General features: G+C 71.5%; 18 protein-coding genes and 1 pseudogene. 11 read left to right on the top strand and 8 right to left on the bottom strand.

Translation table 11 applies throughout. From position 1 onward, the window contains the following. Positions 1 to 227: 227 nt before the first annotated feature. Complete coding sequence (locus tag ACWENQ_RS27165) at positions 228 to 2,999, top strand: helix-turn-helix transcriptional regulator (RefSeq protein ID WP_452416794.1); 2,772 nt, start codon at positions 228 to 230, stop codon at positions 2,997 to 2,999. Here the strand turns inward: ACWENQ_RS27165 and ACWENQ_RS27160 are convergent. After that, positions 2,996 to 6,397: a M28 family peptidase gene (locus ACWENQ_RS27160; protein WP_449927033.1), complete on the bottom strand. Its 3,402-nt coding sequence runs from the start codon at positions 6,395 to 6,397 to the stop codon at positions 2,996 to 2,998. The genes ACWENQ_RS27165 and ACWENQ_RS27160 overlap by 4 nt on opposite strands. Positions 6,398 to 6,801: 404 nt before the next feature. On the opposite strand from ACWENQ_RS27160, the gene ACWENQ_RS27155 reads away from it, so the two are divergent. After that, positions 6,802 to 8,130, top strand: a complete 1,329-nt coding sequence (locus ACWENQ_RS27155) for an MFS transporter (protein WP_452416792.1) — start codon at positions 6,802 to 6,804, stop codon at positions 8,128 to 8,130. Between the two features lie 66 nt (positions 8,131 to 8,196). Here the strand turns inward: ACWENQ_RS27155 and ACWENQ_RS27150 are convergent, their stop codons facing one another. Beyond that, positions 8,197 to 9,420, bottom strand: a complete 1,224-nt coding sequence (locus ACWENQ_RS27150) for an MFS transporter (protein WP_449927037.1) — start codon at positions 9,418 to 9,420, stop codon at positions 8,197 to 8,199. Continuing rightward, a complete protein-coding gene (locus ACWENQ_RS27145; protein ID WP_452416791.1) occupies positions 9,417 to 10,310 on the bottom strand; it encodes an EamA family transporter in 894 nt (297 codons plus the stop codon). The genes ACWENQ_RS27150 and ACWENQ_RS27145 overlap by 4 nt, the downstream gene beginning before the upstream one ends. Before the next feature lie 87 nt (positions 10,311 to 10,397). Between ACWENQ_RS27145 and ACWENQ_RS27140 the strand changes: the two genes are divergently transcribed. Both ACWENQ_RS27140 and ACWENQ_RS27135 read left to right on the top strand, forming a co-directional pair. Then, positions 10,398 to 10,904: a MarR family winged helix-turn-helix transcriptional regulator gene (locus ACWENQ_RS27140; RefSeq protein ID WP_354918835.1), complete on the top strand. Its 507-nt coding sequence runs from the start codon at positions 10,398 to 10,400 to the stop codon at positions 10,902 to 10,904. A gap of 169 nt (positions 10,905 to 11,073) precedes the next feature. Continuing rightward, on the top strand, positions 11,074 to 11,889 hold the full coding sequence (locus ACWENQ_RS27135) for a phosphotransferase family protein (RefSeq protein WP_452416789.1): 816 nt from the start codon (positions 11,074 to 11,076) through the stop codon (positions 11,887 to 11,889). A 111-nt stretch (positions 11,890 to 12,000) separates the two neighbouring features. On the opposite strand, the gene ACWENQ_RS27130 is transcribed toward ACWENQ_RS27135, so the two are convergent. The 4 genes from ACWENQ_RS27130 to ACWENQ_RS27115 form a co-directional block, all read right to left on the bottom strand. Beyond that, complete coding sequence (locus ACWENQ_RS27130; protein WP_452416787.1) at positions 12,001 to 13,197, bottom strand: NAD(P)/FAD-dependent oxidoreductase; 1,197 nt, start codon at positions 13,195 to 13,197, stop codon at positions 12,001 to 12,003. 94 nt (positions 13,198 to 13,291) lie between these two features. Next, positions 13,292 to 14,233: an RNA polymerase sigma-70 factor gene (locus tag ACWENQ_RS27125; RefSeq protein WP_449927044.1), complete on the bottom strand. Its 942-nt coding sequence runs from the start codon at positions 14,231 to 14,233 to the stop codon at positions 13,292 to 13,294. Positions 14,234 to 14,336: 103 nt separating this feature from the next. Further along, positions 14,337 to 15,482: an RNA polymerase sigma factor gene (locus tag ACWENQ_RS27120; RefSeq protein ID WP_449927047.1), complete on the bottom strand. Its 1,146-nt coding sequence runs from the start codon at positions 15,480 to 15,482 to the stop codon at positions 14,337 to 14,339. Between the two features lie 73 nt (positions 15,483 to 15,555). Beyond that, on the bottom strand, positions 15,556 to 15,963 hold the full coding sequence (locus tag ACWENQ_RS27115) for a YciI family protein (RefSeq protein ID WP_449927049.1): 408 nt from the start codon (positions 15,961 to 15,963) through the stop codon (positions 15,556 to 15,558). A 702-nt stretch (positions 15,964 to 16,665) separates the two neighbouring features. Here ACWENQ_RS27115 and ACWENQ_RS27110 point away from each other — a divergent pair. The 5 genes from ACWENQ_RS27110 to ACWENQ_RS27090 all read left to right on the top strand — a co-directional run bounded on the left by ACWENQ_RS27110 (position 16,666) and on the right by ACWENQ_RS27090 (position 20,366). Then, the gene (locus ACWENQ_RS27110) at positions 16,666 to 17,340 is read left to right on the top strand and encodes a DUF4142 domain-containing protein (protein ID WP_452416786.1); all 675 of its coding nucleotides are present in this window, start codon (positions 16,666 to 16,668) and stop codon (positions 17,338 to 17,340) included. Positions 17,341 to 17,357: 17 nt separating this feature from the next. Beyond that, a complete protein-coding gene (locus ACWENQ_RS27105) occupies positions 17,358 to 17,990 on the top strand; it encodes a class F sortase (RefSeq protein WP_452416784.1) in 633 nt (210 codons plus the stop codon). Between the two features lie 287 nt (positions 17,991 to 18,277). Further along, entirely contained in the window at positions 18,278 to 19,093 is an 816-nt protein-coding gene (locus ACWENQ_RS27100; protein ID WP_452416783.1) for an NAD(P)H-binding protein, read from the top strand. Continuing rightward, on the top strand, positions 19,090 to 19,491 hold the full coding sequence (locus ACWENQ_RS27095; protein ID WP_449927059.1) for a pyridoxamine 5'-phosphate oxidase family protein: 402 nt from the start codon (positions 19,090 to 19,092) through the stop codon (positions 19,489 to 19,491). The genes ACWENQ_RS27100 and ACWENQ_RS27095 overlap by 4 nt, the downstream gene beginning before the upstream one ends. Before the next feature lie 11 nt (positions 19,492 to 19,502). Continuing rightward, positions 19,503 to 20,366 (top strand): haloalkane dehalogenase, encoded by an 864-nt coding sequence (locus tag ACWENQ_RS27090; RefSeq protein WP_452416781.1) that lies wholly within the window; start codon positions 19,503 to 19,505, stop codon positions 20,364 to 20,366. A 218-nt stretch (positions 20,367 to 20,584) separates the two neighbouring features. Here ACWENQ_RS27090 and ACWENQ_RS27085 read toward each other — a convergent pair whose 3' ends face one another. Beyond that, on the bottom strand, positions 20,585 to 21,124 hold the full coding sequence (locus ACWENQ_RS27085; protein WP_452416779.1) for a DUF4262 domain-containing protein: 540 nt from the start codon (positions 21,122 to 21,124) through the stop codon (positions 20,585 to 20,587). Here ACWENQ_RS27085 and ACWENQ_RS27080 point away from each other — a divergent pair. Both ACWENQ_RS27080 and ACWENQ_RS27075 read left to right on the top strand, forming a co-directional pair. Then, entirely contained in the window at positions 21,123 to 21,458 is a 336-nt protein-coding gene (locus ACWENQ_RS27080; RefSeq protein ID WP_452416778.1) for a hypothetical protein, read from the top strand. The genes ACWENQ_RS27085 and ACWENQ_RS27080 overlap by 2 nt on opposite strands. 171 nt (positions 21,459 to 21,629) lie before the next feature. After that, positions 21,630 to 21,789: pseudogene (locus ACWENQ_RS27075) on the top strand (cytochrome P450); the annotation flags it as partial.

The following is a 21,789-nucleotide window of genomic DNA, read 5'->3' as shown; positions in this document are numbered from 1 at the left end:
CCGGCCCGGATGGCGGGATCCGGGGTGGGCGGCCGCGCCCGCCCGCGCTCCGACGGCGTGCCCGATTCGGGTGGTTATCGCACCACAGGGGAAATGTTGCGGGATTGATGGCTGTGTCCTGAATGGATACCCTCCGGGAGGATTCACCTAGCCGTTCGGAGTCGTTCATGCGCGATGTGGGCGGGTTAGTCGGGCGTGAAACCGCGTTTCAGGCCCTCCTGGAGGCCATGACGCACCCACCGTCGGTGGCCCTGGTGGAGGGAGAGCCGGGCATCGGCAAGACCACGCTGGTGCACGCGGCGGCTCAGGCGCGCGGAACCGGCAGCACGCTCCTGCTCGGCCACTGCCACCAGCTGCGCGAGCCGTTCCCCTACGGCCCCGTCTTCGAGGCGCTGCGCGACCTGACGGACCGGCTGCCTCCCGTGGGGCGGCTCAACCCGGTGACCGGGGCGCTGCGCGGCCACCTGCCCGAACTGTCGGACGTGCTGCCCCCGGCGCCCGCCGAGCTGGCCGACCCCGGAGCCGAACGCCACCGGCTGTTCCGCGCCGTCCACGAGCTGCTGGCCGCGGCCGGCCCCGCCGTACTCGTCGTCGAGGACCTGCACTGGGCGGACGACGGCACCCAGGACCTGCTGCACTTCCTGCGGCGCAGGCCCCCGGAAGGGCTCACGCTCGTCCTGACCTACCGCAGGCAGGACCTGCCCGCCGCCGGGCTGCCGCTCGTCGCCTCCTACCGCCAGTCGCCCGAGGCCACCAGTGTGCTGATCCCCCTCGGCCCGCTCGACGCCCGCGACGTCGGCACGCTGGCGGCCACCCTGCTCGACCGGCCCGAGCTGCCGCCGGAGTTCGTCACCCGGCTGCACGAGCGCACCTCCGGCATCCCGTTCCTGGTGGAGGAGGTGGTGCGCTCGCTGGGCGACGACTGGCGTCCCGAGGCGCTCGACCGCGCGGGGGTGCCGCTGCTGCTGCGCGAGTCGATGACCGAGCGGCTGGCCAGGCTCTCCCCCGCGGCTCTCGGCATCGTCCGGGCCGCGGCCGTCCTGCGCCTGCCGGTCGGAGAGGCGCAGCTCGCCGCGGTGGCCGGCGACACGGGCGGGCTGGTCGAGGCGCTGCGGCTCGGCGTGCTCCACGAGTACCCCGACGGCAGGTACGGCTTCCGCCACACCCTCGCCCAGGAGGCCGTGTACGACACGATCCCCGGCCCCGACCGCAGGCTCGCCCACGAGCGGGCCGTCGCCACGCTGGCCACGGGCGACCCCCCGCCCCTGGTCCAGCTCACCTTCCACGCGCGCAGGTCGGGCGACACGGCGGCCTGGCTGAGGTACGGCGCCGCGGCGGCGGCCCGCGCGGCGGCCGTGGGCGACACCCCTCTCGCGGTCGAGGTTCTGGAGGAGATGCTCGCCGACCCCAAGCTGCCGGAATCCGAGCAGGCCGCGCTGGTGCTCATGCTGGGCCGCCTGTCGCTGGCCGGCCTGTCCTACCCGCGGGTGATCAGGCTGCTCAGGCACCTGCTCGCCGACGACCGGCTCTCCCGCGACCTGCGCGGCGAGGCGCGGCTGTCGCTCGGGCTGATGCTGTTCGGTCAGGGCGGCGACGTGGCCGCGGGACGCTCGGCGATCCTGACAGCCGTGGAGGAGCTGGGCGACCGGCCCCTGGCGGCGAGGGGCCTGGCCGCGCTGGCGATGCCCGCGTGGGGCGAGGAGAGCCTGCCGACGCACGAGAAGTGGATGGCGTGGGCGGAGGAGCTGGCCGCCACCTCCGACGACGCCGAACTCACGGCGGCGGTGCGCGGGAACAGGGCGGCGCTGGCCATGGCGGTCGGCGCGCCGGAGGCCGGCGCCCTGGCCGCCGCGCTGCCCGCCACGGACCCGTCGGCCGCCGTCCGCAGGCAGGTGGCGCGCAGCTACTGCAACCTGTACGACATGGCGGCCAACCTGGGCCGCTACGCCGAGGCCGAGACGTACGGCAGGCAGGTGCGCACGCTGGCCGAGGAGACGGGGGCGTTCTTCCCCGCCCAGCTCGCCCAGGGGGTGACGCTGCGCGTCGACCTGATGACCGGCCGGTGGGACGGCCTGGCGGCCAGGGCGGCCGCCGCGACCGAGGCCGTGGACGAGTCGCCGGTGGCGGCGATGGAGGCGCACTTCGTGCTCGGCCGGCTCGCGCTGGCCTCGGGCGAGTGGGCCGAGGCCGCCGCCCGCCTGCGCGCGGCGGGGCTCGACGACCCCGGCGAACGCTACCTGCCGCTGGTGCTGGCCGCGTGGGGCGGCCTCATCGAGCTGCTGCTCGCCAGGGGCGAACTCGCGCGCGCGGTGGCGGAGTCGGGCAGGGCGGTGGCCAGGCTGCGCGACAAGGGGGTGTGGGTCTGGGGCGACGAGGTCGTGCCGCCCGCCGTCACCGCGCTTGTCGAGGTCGGCCGGGTGACCGAGGCGGCCGAGCTGACGTCGTTGTTCGCCGAGGGGATCGCCGGGAGGGCGGCGCCGTCCGCGGCGGCCGCGGTGCGTCTCGCGCGGGGCGCCGTCGAGAGCGCGCAGGACAGGCACGAGAGCGCCGCCGAGCAGTTCGCGCTGGCGCGGGCCGCCTACGCCGCCATGCCGCAGCCGTATGCCGCGGCCCGCGCGGGAGAGGCGGAGGCCCGCGCCAGGCTCGCGCTGGGTGACCGTACGGCTGCCGCCGCGGCGCTGGCCGAGGCCGCCGAACGCTTCACCGCGCTGGGCGCCACCCGTGACGCCGCCCGATGCCGTCACGAGCTGCGCGAGTGCGGCGTGCCCACCCCCGGGATGCGCCGCAGGGCCTCCGGCCTGCTGTCGCCCCGGGAGCGGGAGGTGGCCAGGCTGGTCGCGCTCGGCCGGACCAACAAGGAGATCGCCGAGGTGCTGTTCCTGTCGCGCCGTACGGTCGACACCCACGTGGCCACCCTGCTGCGCAAGCTCGGGGTGCGCTCGCGCACCGAGATCGTGGTCCCGGCCGAGGATCCGGCCGGGACCACGGGTGCCTCCTAGACGGTGATGCTCCAGGAGTCCAGGATTCCGTTGTCGAAGAAGTAGACGTCCTCGATCTCCAGCACCCATGTGCCGGCCGCCGGCTGGGTCACGGGCACCGAGAAGTTCCTGGTGCCGAAGACCGAGCAGGAGGTGCCGCCGGCCGACCTGAGCTTGTACCACGCGCCGTTCGGGCCGCGCAGCCAGATCTCCAGGTCCTCGATGCAGGTGTGCGTGCTGGTGATCGAGACCTTCACCGGCGAGACGGCGTTACCGCTGGCGGTGGAGGTGATCGGGCTCTGGACGGTCGAGAAGTCGTTGATGCGGTAGTCGGTGTCGTTGCGGAAGGTGCGCCCGGGCTGGGAGGTCTGCACGGTCAGCGTGTACACCGTGGTGTGGCTGCCCGTCTCGCCGGTGCCGACGATCGTCAGCTGGTGGTTGCCCGCCGGGGTGCCGGCACCGGTGGTGATCGTCAGCGTGGAGCTGGCGCCCGAGGTCACCGACGACGGGTTGAAGTTGACCGTGACCCCTGCGGGCAGGCCGGTGATGGTCAGGTTGACCGTCTGCGCGGTGCCCGCGGTGGTCTGGGTGGCCACCGTCGTGGTGGTCGCCTGACCGGCCTGGACGGTGCCCGAGGAGGGGTTCACCGCGACGGAGAAGTCACGCGAGGTGGGCGTGCCCACCGCCAGCTTCCAGATGGCGTACGCCGAGGCGTCGGCGGCCCGGTCCAGGATCGTGTCGTTGATGTTGGTGGTGGTGTCGCAGGAGGCGTGGTAGCAGGAGTCGTAGGCCTGGCCTGCCGTGCCGCCCCACTTGGCGGCCTGCGCCGACGACTTGGTGTTGCTGGCGCCGGCCGCCACACCCGAGGTCGCGATGCCCGCGTTGCGGAAGGAGGCGTCGTCGGAGCGGTTGGCGCCCTCGGTGTTCTCCTCCGGCTGCAGGTTCAGCGCGTCGTAGAACGCCTTGAGGTGGGTGGCCGCGGTGGTGGTGATGTTGTTGATGAAGTAGCCGCCGTTGCGCGAGCCGACCATGTCGAAGTTGTGGTAGACCTGGATCTTCGAGCGCTCGGCCGAGCTGAGAGAGGCGACGTAGCCCTCGGAGCCGTTGAGACCCTGCTCCTCGTCGCTCCACCAGCCGAACCTGACGTGCTTGGCCATCGTCGGGTTCTTGGCGGCCAGTGTCAGCGCGACCTCGAGCAGCGCGCCGGAGCCCGAGCCGTTGTCGTTGATGCCGGGTCCCGCGGAGACGCTGTCGAGGTGCGCGCCTGCCATGATCACCTGGTTGGCGTCACCGCCCGGCCAGTCCGCGATCAGGTTGGGTCCCGCTCCCGAGCTGCAGGTGGAGCCGCAGTTCTGCCGTACGACCGTGTACCCGGCGGCGCGCAGCTTGTCCTCCAGGTAGGTGACCGAGGCGGTGTAGCCGGGGCCGGTGGACCTGCGGTTGCCGCCGTTGTTCGTGGCGATCGTCTGCAGCTGCGCCAGGTGCGCTTTCACGTTGGCCAGGCTGACGTCCGGCGGGTCGGTCGGGTTGGGGCCGCCGCCCACGGTCAGGGCGTAGGTGGCGGTGTGGGTCGCCGTCTGGCCGGTGCCGGTGACGGTCACGGTGAAGGTGCCGGCCGGCGTCGAACCGGTCGTCGCGATCGTCAGCGTGGAGGAGTTCCCGCTGGTCACCGAGGTGGGGTTGAACGTGGCCGTGGCACCGGCGGGGAGCCCGGAGGCGGTCAGGTTCACCGTCTGCGCGGCGCCCGCCGTGGTCTGGGTGCCGACGGTGGTGGTCGCCGACTGCCCTGCCTGGACGGTGCCGGAGCCCGGGTTGGTGCTGATGGAGAAGTCCTGGCTCTGCCCGGTGCAGGTGGGCTCGCCGGCCTGCGCGGGCACGCTCACCGCGTTCCACGCCGCCTTGGTGGTGGCGCACTCGGGGCTGTTGGCGCCGTACAGCTCGGCCGCCGCGGCCAGCGACGCGGAGCGGACGTTCGCGTACCGCCAGGAGGAGGTCTTGCGGGCCAGCGCGCCCATGAAGATCTTGCCGGCCTTCTGGACGCCGACGCCGGTCACCGACGAGGGCCCGCCGGAACAGATCGGGCTGGGCGGCTTGCCGCCGCCCGGCGCCGACCCTTCGGCCAGCAGGTAGAACCAGTGGTTGAGCGGGCCGGCCGCCGCGTGCACCTCGGTGTTGGGAATCGAGGTCGACCAGCAGTTCGGGTCGCCGACGCGCGACGGGTTGTACATGTACCTGATCGGGCCGTCGCCGACCAGGTTGACCTCCTCGCCCACCTCGTAGTCGGGCGGGTCTCCCGCGTTGTTGGCGTAGTGCTCGGTCAGGGCGCCGAAGATGTCGCCGGTGCCCTCGTTGATACCGCCGTTCTCGTTGCCGGACCCGGCGCCGCCGGGAGTGGTCTGGAAGATGGCGTGGCCGAACTCGTGGCCGACGACGTCGATCGGGGTCGCCTGGCGCTGGTTGTCCTGGGAGTGGCCGAAGTTGGTGTAGCTGCCGTTCCAGTAGGCGTTGACGTCGGAGAGCCCGACCCTGGCGGGGAATCCGCGACCCTGGCCGTCGATGCCGTTGCGGCCGAGCCAGTCACGCAGCATGTCCCATTCCCGCTGCACGCTGTACAGCGCGTCGACGCAGGCGGTCTCCAGGTCGGTGCCGGAGTTGTTGCCCCAGGTGTCGTCGGGTCCCGTGTACGGCTGGCCGTTCTGGCCGCCGCACTGGATGCCGGGGCGGGAGGTGTCGACCATCCGGTAGGTGCCGCTGGACTGGCTGGTGTCGATGGTCACGCCGGAGTAGTAGTTGCCGTTGCCCGTGCCGGCCTTGACCTCGTCGTAGAAGTCGGCGACCCGGCCCGTGCGGGCGTCGACGAACACGTGCTGGCGACTCGGCTTGCCGTCGGCGACGCCGGAGACGACGGTCTCCCACGCCAGCCTGGGTTGCCCGCCCCAGGCGAGCACGACCAGGCGGGGCGCCTCGCTGTCGTCGACCTTCGACAGCCTCCCCCTGGAGACCTCGATCGCCCGCTCGGCGGTGACCCGCGGCCGGACGTTCAGGTTCTGGGGGGCGGGGCCCGAGGCGGCGGTGGTGTCGCGCACCCGCCCCTCTGAGTCGGTGACGACGACCGCGTCGCCGCCGACGACCGGCAGGCCCTTGTAGGTGCGGTCGTAAGAGACGTAGAACATGCCACTGGCGCCGGCCGTCACGGCGCGGCGCCAGTAGGTCTCGTCAGGTCCCTTGCGTAACTCGTCCAGGCCGCTGGAGACGGCCTGGTCGGCCGCCTTCGCGGCCAGGCTCGCGGGATCGTTGCCCGCTGTCAGGTTCTGCTGGGGTTTCACGCCGGGAGGCGCGCTTGCGGCGGCGGGGTTGACCACCAGCGCAGTCGTGGTCGCCAGCCCGGCGACTGCCGCGAGAACGGATCTGCGTCTCACTCGCCAGTCCTTTCATGCGGCCGTCCACGCCGGCCCGTTCGCTGAGCGGGCCGTGTGGAGGGCGGGGGGGTGTTCGGCGGCTTGACAGTAGATCCGAACTGGCGGACAAGATATCCGTATGAATATCGGTACCAGTACCGAATTAGGACACGGGAGGAGTGGGCGGGCGGCGCCCGTGGCGCGGCGGCCACCCCCTCCAGGACGGCACGGCACCGTCTCGTAGGCGGATGCACGAGGGCGGCTCGGCCCGAGGTCGGTGCTAGCGTGTGCCCGTGTCGAAAACAGACAAGGTGCGCCGTCGCTGAGAGCGACGGCGCAAAACCCCAGTTCTCGCCGTCGCTCCTGACCCTGTGGCCAGGAGCGCCTTCGGGGCGCTCGGACTTCCCTTGTTCCGGAGCGCATCCGTGTTCGCCTTGTCTCTTCGTCAACGTCGGCGTGTCCTTGTCGCCGACCTCATCTCCACCGCGGTCTTCCCGCTCGCGATCACCGGCGCGACGGCGATCGTCCCCGATGTGAGCGCGCGGCTCCCAGGTGCGGACGCCCTGGGTCCGTGGATCGTCCTCGCCTACAACGGGCTCTTCGCCGCGGCCCTCCTGCTGGCGGGGGCGAGCGCGGATCGCACCGCCCGCACCCGGTTCTTCGCCGTCGGCAACATCGTCGTCGCGGCCACCGGGATCCTGTCCGCCTTCGCCCCGGACCTGCCGTCTCTGGTCGCCCTTCGCGCGGTCGCCGGCGTCGGGGCGGCCATGTGCGCCGCCGGCGGATCGTCGATGGTCCTGGCCGTCTACCCGCCGGAGGAGCGTCCTCGGGTGTACGGCTACGCGGGCGCCGTGCTGGGCAGCAGCCTGGCGCTGGGACCGGTCGTCGCCCAGGCCCTCACGGCCGTCGGAGGCTGGCCCCTCGTCTTCGTCGCGCCGGCGGCCGTCGCCGCCGTCGCGGCCCTGACCACACTCGGGCTTCCTGGTCTTCGCAGCCCCGAGGTGCCCGACGACTTCGACCGTGCCGGAGCCGTCCTGTTCGGGCTGACCATCGCCGCCGCGGTGACCGCACTCGGGCTGGGCCTGGGGACCGGCGTCGCCTGGTGGGGGCCGGGCGCGCTCGTGCTCGTCGCGGCGGCCGCCGCCACCGGGCTCGTCCGCGTGGAACGGCGCGCGTCCGATCCCGCGATCCCCCTGGACCTGTTGCGGATCCCCGCCTACCGGGCGTACGCCCTGGCGACGGGCGCCTTCATGGGGATGCTCGTGGTGGGGTTGACCGTGCTCCCGCAGCTCGCCGCTGTCCGAGACATGGGCCCAGGCGAGGCCGCGGTCATGCTCAGCCTGCTGACCGTGCCGTCCACGGTCCTGCCGCTTGTCGCCGCACGGCTCGCCCGCCGGGCGGCTCGGCCGCTGGTGACAACCGCGTTGTCGGCCTGCACCGCCACCGCGCTCGTCCTGCAGGTCACCGACCATCCTGCCGTTCTTCTCGCCGCGGCCGGGGTCATCGGACTGTGTCTCGGCCTGACCGAAGGCGTCCCTGACGGGCAGGCACTGACGTACGTGCCCTCCCAGCGCGGAGGTGCGGGCGCCGCACTGTTCAGCACGGCGCGGATGAGCGTGGAAACACTCACCCTGGCGGCGGCCACCGGGGTGATGGCGGCGCTGGGTCCTGCATCCGGCATGGCGGTCGCCGGCGCCATGTGCCTCCTGGCCGGCTTCGCCGTCCGCCGGACCGCCTCCTCCCGCGACGCATAGCCGGGGAACGCACTCCCCTGGGCGCACGCCGTCGCGGCGTGCGCCCCGCTCGCTCATGGGACCGGCTCATCCACCGGCGGCCATCACCTCCTCGGGGAGGGCGGCCGAGGTCTTCCGGCGAGTGACGAGGGTGACGGCCAGCGAAGCCGCCATCAGCGCCACACCGAACCAGAAGGCACTCCTGACACCCACGTTGTCGGCGAACACCCCACCGAAGAACGCTCCGAGCGCGATGGCCGTGTTGTATCCCAAGGTGTTGAGTGACATGGCCGCTTCGAAGGTGTCGGGCGCGGCGGCGAGCGTCATGTTGATCTGGCACAGGTTCACGGCGCCGAAGGAGACTCCCCACAGGGCCACCGAGACGATCAGGCCGACCTGTACGTGACCGATCGTGAGCAACAGCAGCAAGGACGCCACGAGTCCCGCGCAGGCGACGACGAAGCTCGCCCTCAGATTCTTGGTCGCGGTGTATCCGGCGACGAAGTTCCCGGCCGCGCCTCCGACACCATAGATCACCAGCAGTGCGGTGATGAAGGCGGGCGTGGCGGCTGAGCCGTCCTCCACGAAGGGGCGCAGAAAGGTGTACGCCCCGAAGTGGCCGAGCACGTACAGCACGACGGTGAACATCACCGCACGTAGCCGGGTGTTCTTGAGCGGGAGCCCGAAGACCTCCCGGACCGGGACCGCGTTCTCCGACGGCAGCGAGGGAATGACGGCAGCGACCGCGAGGAACACCAGCGCGCCGAGGCCGCTCCAGATGAGAAACGTCGTGCGCCAGCTGGTGAGGCTCTCGAGGAAGGTTCCCAGCGGGATGCCCACCACCGTGGCGATCGAGATGCCGGACAACGCGACCGCGGCCGCCCTGCTCGCGTGGCGGCCCGGAACGAGGCGCATCGCCATGCTCACGCCGATGGCCCAGAACACCCCGTTGGCGAATCCCATGACCAGCCGCGTCGTCAAGACCAGCGGAAAGTTCGGCGAGACGGCGGTGACCAGGTTGCCCAGGACCAGTACCGCCAGCAGCGCGGACAGCAGGACGCGCCGGTTGACCCGCCTGGTCCAGGCCACGATGAACGGGACGCCCAGCCCGGCCGAGATGCCGTACAAGGTGACCATCAGCCCGGCGATTCCCACAGATATGCCCAGGCTTGCGCTCACCGGAGTAAGAAGGCCGACGGGCATCAGCTCGGTCGTGACGAAGACGAACAGGCTGGCCGTGATGACGGCGACACCCAGCCATGACCTCAGGGCCGAGTGCGGGTGCTCATCGTGTGTGGTCTGTGTGGTCATTGCTTCTCTCTGTTTGTCCGGATGAACGGCGATGGCGCCCGAAATCGGGCGCCGCCCCCTGCGTCGCCCGGCCAGGGTTGCGCGAGCAGGACGGCAGCGATGATCACCACGGTTCCGGCCAGCTGCGGAACCGACAGCGTCTGGCGGAGGAACAGGTATCCGAGGAGGGTCGCGACGATCGGGCTGACCAGGGCGAGGAAGGAGACCGCCGGGGCCGGCAACCGTTCGATCCCGCGGAACCAGATCGCATAGCTGATGACGGCGCCCAGGGACATCAGATAGCCGAACCCGATGATGTTGGTGCCGCTGATGGTGGTCGGCAGCCCTTCGACGGCCAGCGTGAAGGGCGACAACACGAGTCCGCCCGCGACGAGTTGCCAGCCGGTGAAGGGAAGGAGTCCCACTCCGGCCGGGCGTCCCCACAGTTTGGTCAGCGTGATGCCGGCAGCCATGCAGGCCGCTCCGGCCAGGGCCGCCGCCACACCGACGACATCGGCTGCCGCCGTCCCCTTGAACACCAGCAGCGCCACGCCGCCTGCGCCCAGGACGCAGGCTGCCACCTGCTGGTACCGGATGCTGTCCCCGATGAGGAGCGCCGCCAGGACCAGGACCAGCATCGGCTGCACCGCCATGATCATCGCCGCTGTACCCCCTGGCAGGTGGTAGGCCGCGACGAACAGCAGGAAGTTGAACGCGCCGATGTTGAGCGTCCCGAGCACCAGGGCGCGCCATAGCCAGATCCCGGTCGGCAGCGTGCGGGCGAAGACCATCAGGATGAGACCCGCGGGAAGCGCCCGCACGGTGGCGGCCAGCAGCGGGCGGTCCGGCGGCAACCACTCGGTCGCCACCAGATAGGTGCTCCCCCAGATCGCCGGTGCCAGCGCCGTCACACCCGCGGCGAGGAGTGGCCGGCCGCTGCGGCGGCATTTATCTTCCACGGAAGATAACTTATTTTCCGGGGAAGCTATAGTCAAGGCATGACAACGCCCACCGACCCTGACGGCGTGGATCGGATCGTCGCGCAGTGGCGCCGCGAGCGGCCTGACCTCGACCCCAGCCCGATGCACGTGATCGGGCGGATCAGCCGGCTGCACTGGGCTTTCCACGAGCGGCTGCTGCGCGTCTTCGCCCGCTATGACCTGGGCCGGGGCGAGTTCGACGTGCTGGCCACGCTGCGCCGCGCCGGCGAGCCGTACGAGCTGACCGCCGGCGAGCTGTGGGGGGCGACCATGGTCACCTCCGGGGCCGTCACCAAGCGGGTGGACCGGTTGGAGCGGGCCGGGCTGGTCGCCCGCCGAGCCGCCGAGGACGACGCGCGCGGCCGGCTGGTCAAGCTGACCGACCAGGGCCTGCAGGTCATCGACGACGCCATCGTGGCGCACGTGCGCCATGAGACCCAGCTGCTTTCCGGCCTGACCGATTCGGAGCGAAGCACCCTCACCGACCTGCTGCGCAAGCTGGGCCAGACGCTGCCCGAGGACTAGCGATCGGGATCGGGCGGCACGCCGACGGCGCCGGCCGTCCCGGCTGAGACCCACCCGACGCGCCTTGCCGCGGCTGGGCGACGTCCTGCATGATCGACTCTTCGGCAAGGCTGGGAGGGCGGATGCGGGACAACGGCTGTCGGCACGGCAGGCTCGGCGGCGCGGGCGCGTGAGGGATCGGCTGATCGAGATCGCCGCGGCGGTCCTGCCGGGGACGCCCGTGGACGGCGCCGTCCTGGCCGGCGGGCAGTTCCACGACGTCGTGCTGCTGCCGGGCGTGGCGGCCGTACGGGTGGCGCGCCACGAGAGCGCCGCGGCCGAGCTGCCCAGGCGTACGGCGCTGCTGGCCCGCCTGGCCGCGCTCGGCCTCCCGTTCCGCGTGCCCGAGCCACTCGGTCCTGTCACGACGGTCGACGGCCTCGCGGCCGTGGCGCTGAGCTGGGTCGGCGGCGCCGCGCACCCCAAGGGCAGCGGCGATCCCGTACGGCTGCGCGGACTCCTGGAAGCTCTCGCGGCCGTCGACGTCACCGCCGTCGAGGACCTGCTGGACGTCCCGCACGCCTACGCGGGACGGGAACGCTGGGAGGAACTGCTCCTCGAGGAAGTCCTGCCCAGGCTGCCGGGTCACGTGCGCGGCGAGGCGCGGCGCAGGATCGAGGCCGCCGCCGGACTGGGGCCGGTGCCGGCCCGGCTCGTCCACGGCGACCTGGCGGGCGACAACGTGCGCTGGGGGCCGGACGGCGCCGTGGTGGGCGTCCTCGACTGGGACCTCGCCTCGCCCTTCGACCCCGCGGTCGACGCCGCCTGCCTCGCCTGGCACGGGTGGGAGGCGGTCGCGGCGGCCGTCGACGGCGAGACGTACCGGAGGGCACGCGTGTGGGCGGCGACCTTCGCCGTCGAGGGGGTCGGCGCCGCGCTGCTGAACGGCGAGCCGGTGGATCGGCAGATCGCGGCGGCGACCCGAACGCTGGAAACCATGAGGTGAGGCGGTGCACGACCGCTCGGGCAGGCGAGCCGGCCCGCACCGCTGCCTGTCCGGCCAGGCGTCGAGACAGGGGAAACCTGTGCCCGCCCCTCGGCGAGGCCGGACCGAAGGTTACGCCGTCTCCCCGACGGCCGAGGCCGCCGCGGCCCGCTGCCGGGTGACGCGGCGGCGCCGGGTCGGCAGCCGGAGCGTCGGGTTGGCGACGGCCCATGCGGCGCTCTTGCAGATCAGCTCCTTGTAGACGGCGGCGAGCCGTCCGGTCAGGACCGCCCGCACGGCGCGGTCGTCGGCGGTGACGTACTGGATCAAGCCCTCCTGACGGCCCAGCGAGACGCACTGGTTGAAGTAGCGGATCGGCACGTTCGGGAGCTTCCCGCCGGTCAGGCGCGCCGCGATCGCGCCGGCGGCCTGCCACGCGGTCGGGGTTCCCGAGGCGCACGACATCCGCAGCGGCTTGCCGCCGGGACCCGTCACCATGGCCGCGTCGCCCACGGCGTACACGTCCGGGTGCGAGACCGAGCGCATCGTCCCGTCGACCACGATCTGGCCGCTGGCGGTGACCTCCAGGGCGGTCGCCTGCGCGATCGGGTGGACCGCGAAGCCGGTGGTCCACACGGTGACCGCGGCCGGGATGACCTTGCCGTCGGCGGTGGCGACGTGATCGGCTTCGACGCCGGTGACGGCGGCGTGCTCGTGCGCGGTGATCCCGAGCTTGCCGAACACTCTGCGCAGGTGCTCGCGGCCCTTGGGCGAGAGCCAGTCGCCGAGGCCGCCGCGGGCGACGAGGGCGACGTCGAGGTCCGGCCGGGCCTCGGCGATCTCGGTGGCGGCCTCCAGGCCGGTGAGACCGCCGCCGACGACGACCACGGCCTGCCCGGCGTCGAGGCGGGCCAGGCGCTCGCGCAGCCGGAGCGCTCCGGGACGGCCGGCGATCTCATAGGCGTGCTCGGCGGTCCCGGGGACGTCCTGGGCGTTCGAGCCGCTGCCGAGGGCGTAGACGAGCGTGTCGTAGGCGAGCTCTCCGGCGCCGTTCGCGTCGACGACGGCGACCGTCTTGCGGTCGACGTCGACGCCGGTGACCTTCGCGAGCCTCAGTTCGACGCCGGTGCCCGCGAACATCTCGCTGAACGGCCGGGGCCTGAGGTCCTGGCCGGCCGCCAGCTGGTGCATGCGGACGCGTTCGACGAAGTCGGGCTCGGCGTTGACGAGGGTGATGGCCACGTCCTCGCGGTGGAGCCGCTTGGCGAGGCGGCCGGCGGCGACGGCTCCGGCGTATCCGGCTCCGAGGACGACGATGCGGTGCTGCATGTCCTTGCTCCTGTCCTACGCGGGTTCGCCCCTTGAACCGGGCAGCCCGCCGTTTCCTGACAGGAACGCGATGTGAAACACCTCACATGACGGGTCAGACGCTGAACAGGGGCTCCCCGTGGTCGGTGGCCGCCCACTGCGCGGTCGCGCGTTCGAGCTTGTCGGGGTTGACCTGGTGACGGAATGCGGCGATGCCCTCGGCGGTGACCTCCAGACACATGACGCCGACGACCCGGCCGCCCACGACGGCCACGACGGCGGGGTCGCCGTTGGCGGTCCAGGCGTAGATCTCGGATGTGCCGCCGACCAGGGCGCGCTTCGCCTTGCCGGGTTTGAACAGGCCCCACAGGAACCTCGCGACCGCGACTGCGCCCTCGAACGCCTTCGCACGGGCCGGGACCTTCCCGCCGCCGTCGCCGACGGAGACGGCGTCCGCGGTGAGCAGGCGCACGAGCGGCTCGGTCCGGCCGCTGGTGGCGGCCGCCAGGAACTCCTCGACGATCCGCCGGGCGGTGGCCTCGTCGATCTCGGTGCGGGCCTTGCCGTCCGCGACGTGCTTCTTGGCACGGTGGAAGATCTGCTGGCTGGCGGCCTCGGTGACGTCGAGGATCTCGGCGATCTCCCGGTGCGGGTAGTCGAAGGCCTCCCGCAGCACGTACACCGCCCGCTCGTTGGGGGAAAGGCGCTCCATGAGGGTGAGGACCGCGTACGAGACCGATTCGCGCTGCTCGGCGGTTTCGGCCGGGCCGAGCATCGAATCCCCGCCGAGCAGCGGCTCGGGAAGCCATTGGCCCACGTAGGTCTCCCGGCGCGCCCGCGCGGAGGTGAGCTGGTTGAGGCACAGGTTGGTGAGGGCCTTCGTCAGCCAGGCCTCGGGGACCTCGATACGGTCGACGTCGGCGGCCTGCCAGCGCAGGAACGTCTCCTGCACGGCGTCCTCCGCCTCCCCGGCGGAGCCGAGCAGACGGTAGGCGATGGCTTCCAGACGCGGCCTGGAAGCCTCGAACCGGTCGACGTCGTTCACGGTCAAGGGCATGACCCGATCCTAGGCCGCGTGGCATCGACCGCCGCGGCGACGGGGCCCTTCGCCGTTCGATACGCCATCCGACCTCGCGGACGTCGCCTCGCCCAGGCGGAGCTCACGGACGCAGCAGTTGCCGCACCCGTGCCGCCTCCCGCGTGAGGTGGTCGCGCTCCGGCACGCTGGTAGCGGCGCGGGAGGCCTCGGCATACAGCTCGGCGGCGTGCTCGAGGTTCCCGGCGCGTTCGTGCAGGTATGCCGTCACCGCGGCGTAACGCGGCAGGTCGGGGCGCACGTCAGCCAGCGCCGCCAGGCCGGCCTGCGGACCGTCGGCCTCCCCGACCGCCACCGCGCGGTTGAGCCGCACCACCGGGCTGCCGGTGAGGAGCAGCAGTTCGTCGTACCACTCCACGATCTGCACCCAGTCCGTCTCGGCTGCCGTCCTGGCGTCCGCGTGCAGGGCGGCGATCGCGGCCTGCGCCTGGTATTCGCCCAGCCGGTCGCGGGCCAGCGCGGCCTGCAGGATCGTCACCCCCTCGGCGATCAGGCCGGTGTCCCAGCGCGAGCGGTCCTGCTCACCGAGCGGCACCAGGCGACCTCCCGGGCCGGTGCGAGACGCGCGGCGCGCATGGTGCAGCAGCATGAGCGCGAGCAGCCCCGCGACCTCGGGCTCGTCGGTCAAGGCGACGACCTGGCGGGTGAGGCGGATCGCCTCGGCCGCCAGGTCGACCTTTCCGCTGTACCCCTCGTTGAAGACGAGGTAGAGCACGCGCAGCACCGTCCCCAGATCGCCGGGCTGGTCGAGCGGCAGCCCCGCGATCCGCCGCTTGGCCCGGCTGATCCGCTGCGCCATGGTCGCCTCGGGGACGAGGTACGCCGTCGCGATCTGCCGCGTGGTCAGGCCACCGACCGCCCGCAGCGTCAGGGCGACGGCCGAGGTCTGCGGCAGGGTGGGGTGCGCGCACAGGAAGTAGAGCCGCAGCGTGTCGTCCGTGGCGGGCACCGGACCGGCGGGAGGCTCGACCTCCACGGCCAGTTCGCGCCCCCGCCGCGACGCCTCGGCACGGGCGGCGTCGAGGAACCTGTGCCACGCGACCGCGACGAGCCATGCCTTCGGATCGCGCGGTGGATCGTCCGGCCAGGTTTCCAGCGCCCGGATCAGGGCCTCCTGCACGGCGTCCTCGGCCGACGCGAAGTCGGCTCCGCGCCGGACGAGGACCCCGATCACCCCGGGCACGAGCTCCCGCAGCAGCGACTCTTTCACTCTTTTACTTTTTCACTTTTTCACTCGGTCACTCGGTCACTCGGTCTCTGCTCACTCGGTCCTTGGTCCGTGGTCACTCGGTCACCGTGGGCGCCTCGGCGAGAAACGGCCGGACCTCGAGCCACTCGTGGATCGGCTCGCCGCCGGCCCCGGGAGCGGCGGACAGTTCCCCGGCCAGCTGGACCGCGCGATCCCAGGACTCCACGTCGATGACCATCCAGCCGGCGATGAGGTCCTTGGTCTCGGCGAACGGTCCGTCGGTCACCGGTGGGCGCCCCTCGCCGTCGTACCGCACGAACGCGCCCTCGGGCGCCAGTGCCTGTCCGTCGACGAACTCACCCGTCTCCTCCAGGCGGGCCGCGAAGTCGCTCATGTACTGCACGTGCGCGTCGACCTCCTCCGGCGTCCATCGGTCCATCGGCACACAGTTGACAGCGGGGGTGGGGCCGCCTCGGTAGTGCTTCAGCAGCAGGTACTTCATGGTGGTTCTCCCTCTTCGTCACGCGGCCCACCGTGGCCACTCGTGTCCCTGGGACGAAGCCGACACCACATTCTCGACATCCAGCGGCACACAGACTTCCAGAACCTTCTTCTGCCCGTCACCGCCCTGCCGAGCCGCCCGTACCGCATGCCGCCGACGACGAGGGCGATCGATTGAGCCACGGACAGATGGCGTCCTCCATGAGGCGGTGCCGGACCCGGGCTCGGCAGGGCCGGGCAACCCAAGAAGAGGCGCAGACATGGGTCGAAGCCGGGAGCTCCTTGGTCTCCGGCACTTTATTCGTCATGGCGTCGATCAGGGCCGCCTTGTCGACGGGCTTGGTGCCGGCATCGCCTGCGGTGCCCGCACCTCCTCCGCAGGCAGAAGCTGCCGAGACCAGGGCGACGGCCGTAAAGGCCATCACACAGGTTTCGCATCGTTCTCCCCTCATGCTCTTGTCCAGGACGTGCCGTTCGTTTCTATGAGCCGTCACAACGAGCGGATGTGACCGACAAAAGATCACGATCTTCTAACGGGACGGCTCTCATGCCCGAGGCGCGGCAGGGACAAACCGTGCATGCGATCAGTAATCAGATAATCACAAAATGTCACCGAATGTGGCGTGGTCCACATGTGCCCCCGAACCCCCGGGAACAGACAAAACGGGCAGAAGGCCCACAAAACGGGTGTTGGGGGGTTCGGATGTCACTGCGCGTCCCGTTCGTAGCGGTCGCAGTCGCGGCCGCCACGCTGCTCCTGGCCACAGGCCTGGCGGCGTCAGCGACGGCCAAGGTTCCCGAGCAGGACACACTCTTTCTCCGTCAGGCACACCAAGGAAACCTCGCCGAGATCGCCGCCGGAACCGCCGCGCAGGAGAAGGCCGAGGCCGACGTCGTCCGGGCGATCGGAGCCGATCTCATCGCCGACCACACCAGGCTCGATGCCGCGCTCAAGCAGACCGCGCGCGCCTTGCGGGTGTCACTGCCATCACGACCGTCGGCGAACCAGCGGGCCGCTCACAAGCGGCTGGCAGCCCTGTCCGGCGCCGCCTTCGACCAGGCGTGGACGCAAGCGATGATCGAAGGACACCGGATGGCGTTGCAGCTGGGCGAGCGGGAACTACGGGAAGGCACCTCGGCGAAGGCCAAGGAGATCGCCTCATCCAGCACACCGGTCATCCAAGGGCATCTGGACCGGCTGCTCGAAGCGCAGAAGACGCTGGGCGCACCACGGGCGGTTCCAGCCGGCGACGGCGGCCAGGCCGGCGCCGGGACGATGCGACAGCAGGGCCTCGGCGCCGGCGTGCTCGCCGCCGGTTTGGCGCTCGCCCTCACCGGCATCGTGGTGTGGAGGCGTGCCCGCGTGAGGCAGCGCTGAAGCAGGCGGGTGCGACGATGACGCTGCTCGGTACGGTGCTCGCCTGCTGCGGCGGCACCGTACTGCTCGGCAACGCCCTCACCTCCGCACCCTCATCGCTGAACGCCGGTCTCGTCCCGTCAACCGCGGCCGGTCTCGTCCCGCCGACTGCGGCCAGTCTCGTCCCGCCGAATGCGGCCGGGTCCACCTCGCGTGCCGGCGGTGGAGGTTCGCCGCCGGTGCGCCTCTTCATTCCCGCCCTGCAGATCAGCGCGGACATCCGTCCGGTCGGCGTGGACGCGCACGGGGCTTTGCGGGTCCCCTCAAGTGCGCGCGTGCTGGGCTGGTGGAGCGGCGGGGCCGGTCCTGGATCCGGCGCGGGCCGCGTAGTGATCGCTGGACATGTCGATTCCATCCGGCAAGGTCCTGGGGCCTTCTTCCGGTTGACCCAAGTGGTGCTGGGACAACAGGTGCTGCTGCGTACCGCCGACGGACGCTCCCGCTCCTACCGCGTCGTCGCTCGCCGCTTCTACCGCAAGGAGCAACTTCCAGCACAGGTCTTCGCCCGCACGGGTCCGCCGTGCCTGGTACTCATCACCTGCGCGGGCCCTTTCGACCGACGAACCGGCCACTACCGGGACAATTTCGTGATCTACGCTTCGCCCGCCTGAAGACCACGTACGTCAATGGGCAAACCCATGCGGTCCCGTCCGAACGTGATCCCCGCGATGCGGGCGGTCCGGCCCATCAAGCCTGTGCTTTCGACGAGGCGTGCACCTGCGCGGCTCCACCGAACCCACCCCGGCGATGACCGAGGCCCGCCAACCCGAAGGGCGGCATGACGGCGGGGACATCGCCGTCGAATAAGTTGGCTGACTGACTGTAGACGCCTGCCTTCGGCGACTGCTACGGTTCCAATCAGTCAGCCAACTAACTAACTCACTCACGGAGACCTCCCATGATCGTTGTCACTGGCGCCACAGGTAATGTCGGACGCGAGCTGACCGGATCGCTCGCCGCCGCCGCCGAACAGGTGACCGCGGTGTCCCGCCGCCCAGGGCCACTGCCGGAAGGGGTACGGCACAGCGCCGGCGACCTGGCCGACCCGGCGAGCCTGAAGGCGGCCTTCACCGGTGCCGACGCGTTGTTCCTTCTGGTGGCGGGCGAGGATCCGCAGGAGATCCTCGAAGTGGCCAAGGCGGGCGGGATCCGCCGGGTGGTGCTGCTGTCCTCCCAGGGCGCCGGGACCAGGCCGCAGGTCTACCGCCATGCGGTCACCTTCGAGGAGGCGGTCCGGGCCTCCGGGCTGGAGTGGACGATCCTGCGCCCGACCGGGTTCGACTCCAACGCCCTCGCCTGGGCCGAACCGATCCGCGCCGAACGCACGGCCGCCGCCCCCTTCGCCGATGTGGGACTGCCCACCATCGACCCGGCCGACATCGCCGACGTCGCGGCCGTGGTGCTGCGGGAGCCCGGGCACGCCGGTCGTGTCTACGAGTTGACCGGACCCGAGCCTGTCACCCCGCGGGAACGCGTCTCGGCGATCGCCGCGGCGCTGGGCGTGAAGGTGCGGTTCGTGGAGCAGACCCGCGAGCAGGCCCGGGCGCAGATGCTGCAGTTCATGCCGGAGGCGGTCGTCGAGGGCACGCTCGCCATCCTCGGCGACCCGACCGAGGCCGAGCGGCGGGTCAGCCCGGACGTCGAGCGGATCCTGGGTCGCGCGCCGCGCACGTTCGCCGAGTGGGCGGCCCGCCACGTGGCGGCGTTCCGATGAACGCCCCGGCCGCCGCCCTGAGCCCGCGCGTCGCCGCGTTCCTGGCGGAGCCGTACGTCGCGACCCTCACCACGTTGCGTCCCGACGGGTCCCCGCACGTCGTGGCCGTCCGGTTCACCTGGGACGCCGCCGCGGGCCTGGCCCGGGTGCTGACCGTCGCGACGACGCGCAAGGCACGCAACCTGCTCGCCCGGCCCGGCGGTCGGGCCGCGCTCTGCCAGGTCGACGGCTACCGCTGGGTCACCCTCGAAGGCTCCGCCACGGTGTCGGACGATCCGCCGCGGGTGGCCGAGGCCGTCCGCCGCTACACCGAACGCTACTTCTCGCCGCCACCCGCTCCACCCGGCAGGGTCGTCCTGGAGATCGCGGTGCACCGGCTGACACAACTCAACATCTGAAGGAAAGCACGATGCCGAACCAGCAAGTCCTCGACTCCACGATGTTCTATCGGGAGACCGGCGCCGGGAGACCGATCGTCTTCCTGCACGGCAACCCGACCTCCTCCCACCTGTGGCGCCATGTCCTGCCCGCCATGGGACCGGGACGCCTGCTGGCCCCCGACCTGATCGGCATGGGCGAGTCCGGCAAGCCGGACGTCGAGTACACCTTCGCCGACCACGCCCGCTACCTGGAAGCCTGGTTCGACGCCCTCGCGCTGGACGACGTGGTCCTGGTGGGCCACGACTGGGGCGGCGCGCTGGCTTTCGACTGGGCCGCACGCCACCCGGGCCGGGTCAGCGGCATCGCCTTCACCGAGACCATCGTCAAGCCGATGACCTGGGAAGAGTTCCCCGAGGGCGGCCGCGAGCTGTTCCGGGCCATCAAGACCGACGGCGTGGGAGAGAAGATGATCCTCGACGACAACGCCTTCCTCCTCCAGGGCCTCCCCGGCACGATGGCCACCGCGATGTCACCGGAGGACCTCGAGGTGTACGGCCGGCCGTACCCGACCAGGGAAAGCCGCCTGCCGCTGCTGCGATGGCCGCGTTCGATGCCTCTGGGCGGCGAGCCGGAGGACGTCGTGGCCAGGGTCGAGGCCTACGACAGGTGGCTGGCCACCAGCGTCGAGGTGCCGAAGCTGCTGATCACCTTCCGGCCCGGTCCTGGCACCATGATGGGCCCCGCGCTCCTCGACTGGTGCGCGGCCACCATGGCGAACCTGGAGATCGCCGGGCACGACGCGATCGCCGGACACCACACGCCCGAGGACCAGCCCGAGGCCATCGCGTCGGCGATCCGGTCCTGGATGGATGCCCACGGCCTGGCTCCCTGACGGACAGGATCAACGCCCAGGTCCGGATCTCCCCGGCCTGGGCTGTCTCATGAGGGCTCCGCCATCGTGAGCTGGGCTGCGGGGAGCCTGACCGGCACGGCGCCGAACCCCTGAGACCCCCCGACACCTGGCAGCTTGGGGCGTAGGCCGCCTACGACGTGTCCGATCGGGGTGATCCGTCATGTCGCCGGGCAGGGCACCTCAAGCGGCGCGCGTGCTCACAGGTCTTGCGTCCATACGCCGGGAAGGTGTTCGTCGGGTCTCACCCACAGGCGGGGCTGGTGGTCGCGGTAACGGTCGTCCCCCTCCGGTTGCCAGGGGAAGAAGCCATCCGGGGCAGGCCATACGACCTGGAGGAACGGGAAGGGAGGCCGCTGGTAGAAGTCGATCGCCGTGCCGAAGAAGGCTCGATGCCAGCGATGGTCGACTGCCTTGAGAGCGACGGGGTGCCGGTCGACGATGTCGTGCCACTCTTGACCAGCCTCCAGCGTCAGGCCGGCGGCCACCTTGTCGCCGAGGGCGTTGAGGCAGGTCTGCATGTCGTGGATGTCCAGGCCGAACATGGCCAACTCGGGTGAGCGGTAGTGGTGCCACAGCCCGATGGTGAAGGCCCAACCCGGCCCGTGCTCGTCATGGGGAATCATCACGACTTGCCAGCCGTACTCCTGAACCTTCTCGATCGTCAGCTGAGCACGACGATCCAACTCGCCGGGGTCGTTGCAGAGGACACAGTGGCATGCGGTCAGATCGACAGGCATGGGCGTGAGCGTACGGGATGTCAGTGAACAGGGCGGCCTCCAGTCCGCCCTCGATCCGGGCGAGACAGTGCACCAGGGACTCTCGGCGCATCGTCATGTCCTCCGTGGTGACACCGAGACCGGGAAGCCGGTCCCAGATCGCGCGGGCGCGGTCGGGTGGCACGGCCCGAACGCCGTTGGCGAGCCGGTGCAGCGTGTCGCGCCGCGCCGTCAGATCGTCGATGCGGCCGGCGAGGCGCCGTTCGACGTCGACGAGCGCGGCGCCGAACCGGTCGGGATCGGCGTCCGGGGCGAGTGCACGTTGCTCGTCCGATCAGCGTGCGCCCTGACGTGATGCCAAGGGCAGCGAAGTCCGGTCATGTCCGCCCGCCCTCAACCCCGAAACCGGCGAACAGGGGTCGCCGTAGCATCCGCCGGCGGCGATCAGGTCTGATGCGGTGTCGTGTCAGCGCCGTGTCAGCACGGCAACGGCCCGGTATCAGGGCGGTCGGGGATGGTGGACGCCATGGAACACACCGTCACAACGCTGCCGACCTCGCGTCAGCCCGGCTGTCCCTTCGACCCGCCCAAGGAGCTGATCGAGGCGCGCGAGCACGGTCCGATCAGCCGCTTCCCCTTCCCCGACGGGCACGAGGGCTGGCTGGTCACCGGATTCGACCTGGTCA

It is taken from the genome of Nonomuraea sp. NPDC004354, assembly GCF_053602555.1.
This window is presented reverse-complemented; position numbering and strand designations above follow the sequence as displayed.

Excerpts from the sequence above, each read along its gene's own strand:
- ACWENQ_RS27165 (WP_452416794.1), top strand. The coding sequence starts at position 228 with ATGACGCACCCACCGTCGGTGGCCCTGGTGGAGGGAGAGCCGGGCATC.
- ACWENQ_RS27150 (WP_449927037.1), bottom strand. The coding sequence starts at position 9,420 with ATGACCACACAGACCACACACGATGAGCACCCGCACTCGGCCCTGAGG.
- ACWENQ_RS27140 (WP_354918835.1), top strand. The coding sequence starts at position 10,398 with ATGACAACGCCCACCGACCCTGACGGCGTGGATCGGATCGTCGCGCAG.
- ACWENQ_RS27130 (WP_452416787.1), bottom strand. The coding sequence starts at position 13,197 with ATGCAGCACCGCATCGTCGTCCTCGGAGCCGGATACGCCGGAGCCGTC.
- ACWENQ_RS27125 (WP_449927044.1), bottom strand. The coding sequence starts at position 14,233 with ATGCCCTTGACCGTGAACGACGTCGACCGGTTCGAGGCTTCCAGGCCG.
- ACWENQ_RS27115 (WP_449927049.1), bottom strand. The coding sequence starts at position 15,963 with ATGAAGTACCTGCTGCTGAAGCACTACCGAGGCGGCCCCACCCCCGCT.
- ACWENQ_RS27110 (WP_452416786.1), top strand. The coding sequence starts at position 16,666 with ATGTCACTGCGCGTCCCGTTCGTAGCGGTCGCAGTCGCGGCCGCCACG.
- ACWENQ_RS27105 (WP_452416784.1), top strand. The coding sequence starts at position 17,358 with ATGACGCTGCTCGGTACGGTGCTCGCCTGCTGCGGCGGCACCGTACTG.
- ACWENQ_RS27100 (WP_452416783.1), top strand. The coding sequence starts at position 18,278 with ATGATCGTTGTCACTGGCGCCACAGGTAATGTCGGACGCGAGCTGACC.
- ACWENQ_RS27095 (WP_449927059.1), top strand. The coding sequence starts at position 19,090 with ATGAACGCCCCGGCCGCCGCCCTGAGCCCGCGCGTCGCCGCGTTCCTG.
- ACWENQ_RS27090 (WP_452416781.1), top strand. The coding sequence starts at position 19,503 with ATGCCGAACCAGCAAGTCCTCGACTCCACGATGTTCTATCGGGAGACC.
- ACWENQ_RS27080 (WP_452416778.1), top strand. The coding sequence starts at position 21,123 with ATGGGCGTGAGCGTACGGGATGTCAGTGAACAGGGCGGCCTCCAGTCC.
- ACWENQ_RS27085 (WP_452416779.1), bottom strand. The coding sequence starts at position 21,124 with ATGCCTGTCGATCTGACCGCATGCCACTGTGTCCTCTGCAACGACCCC.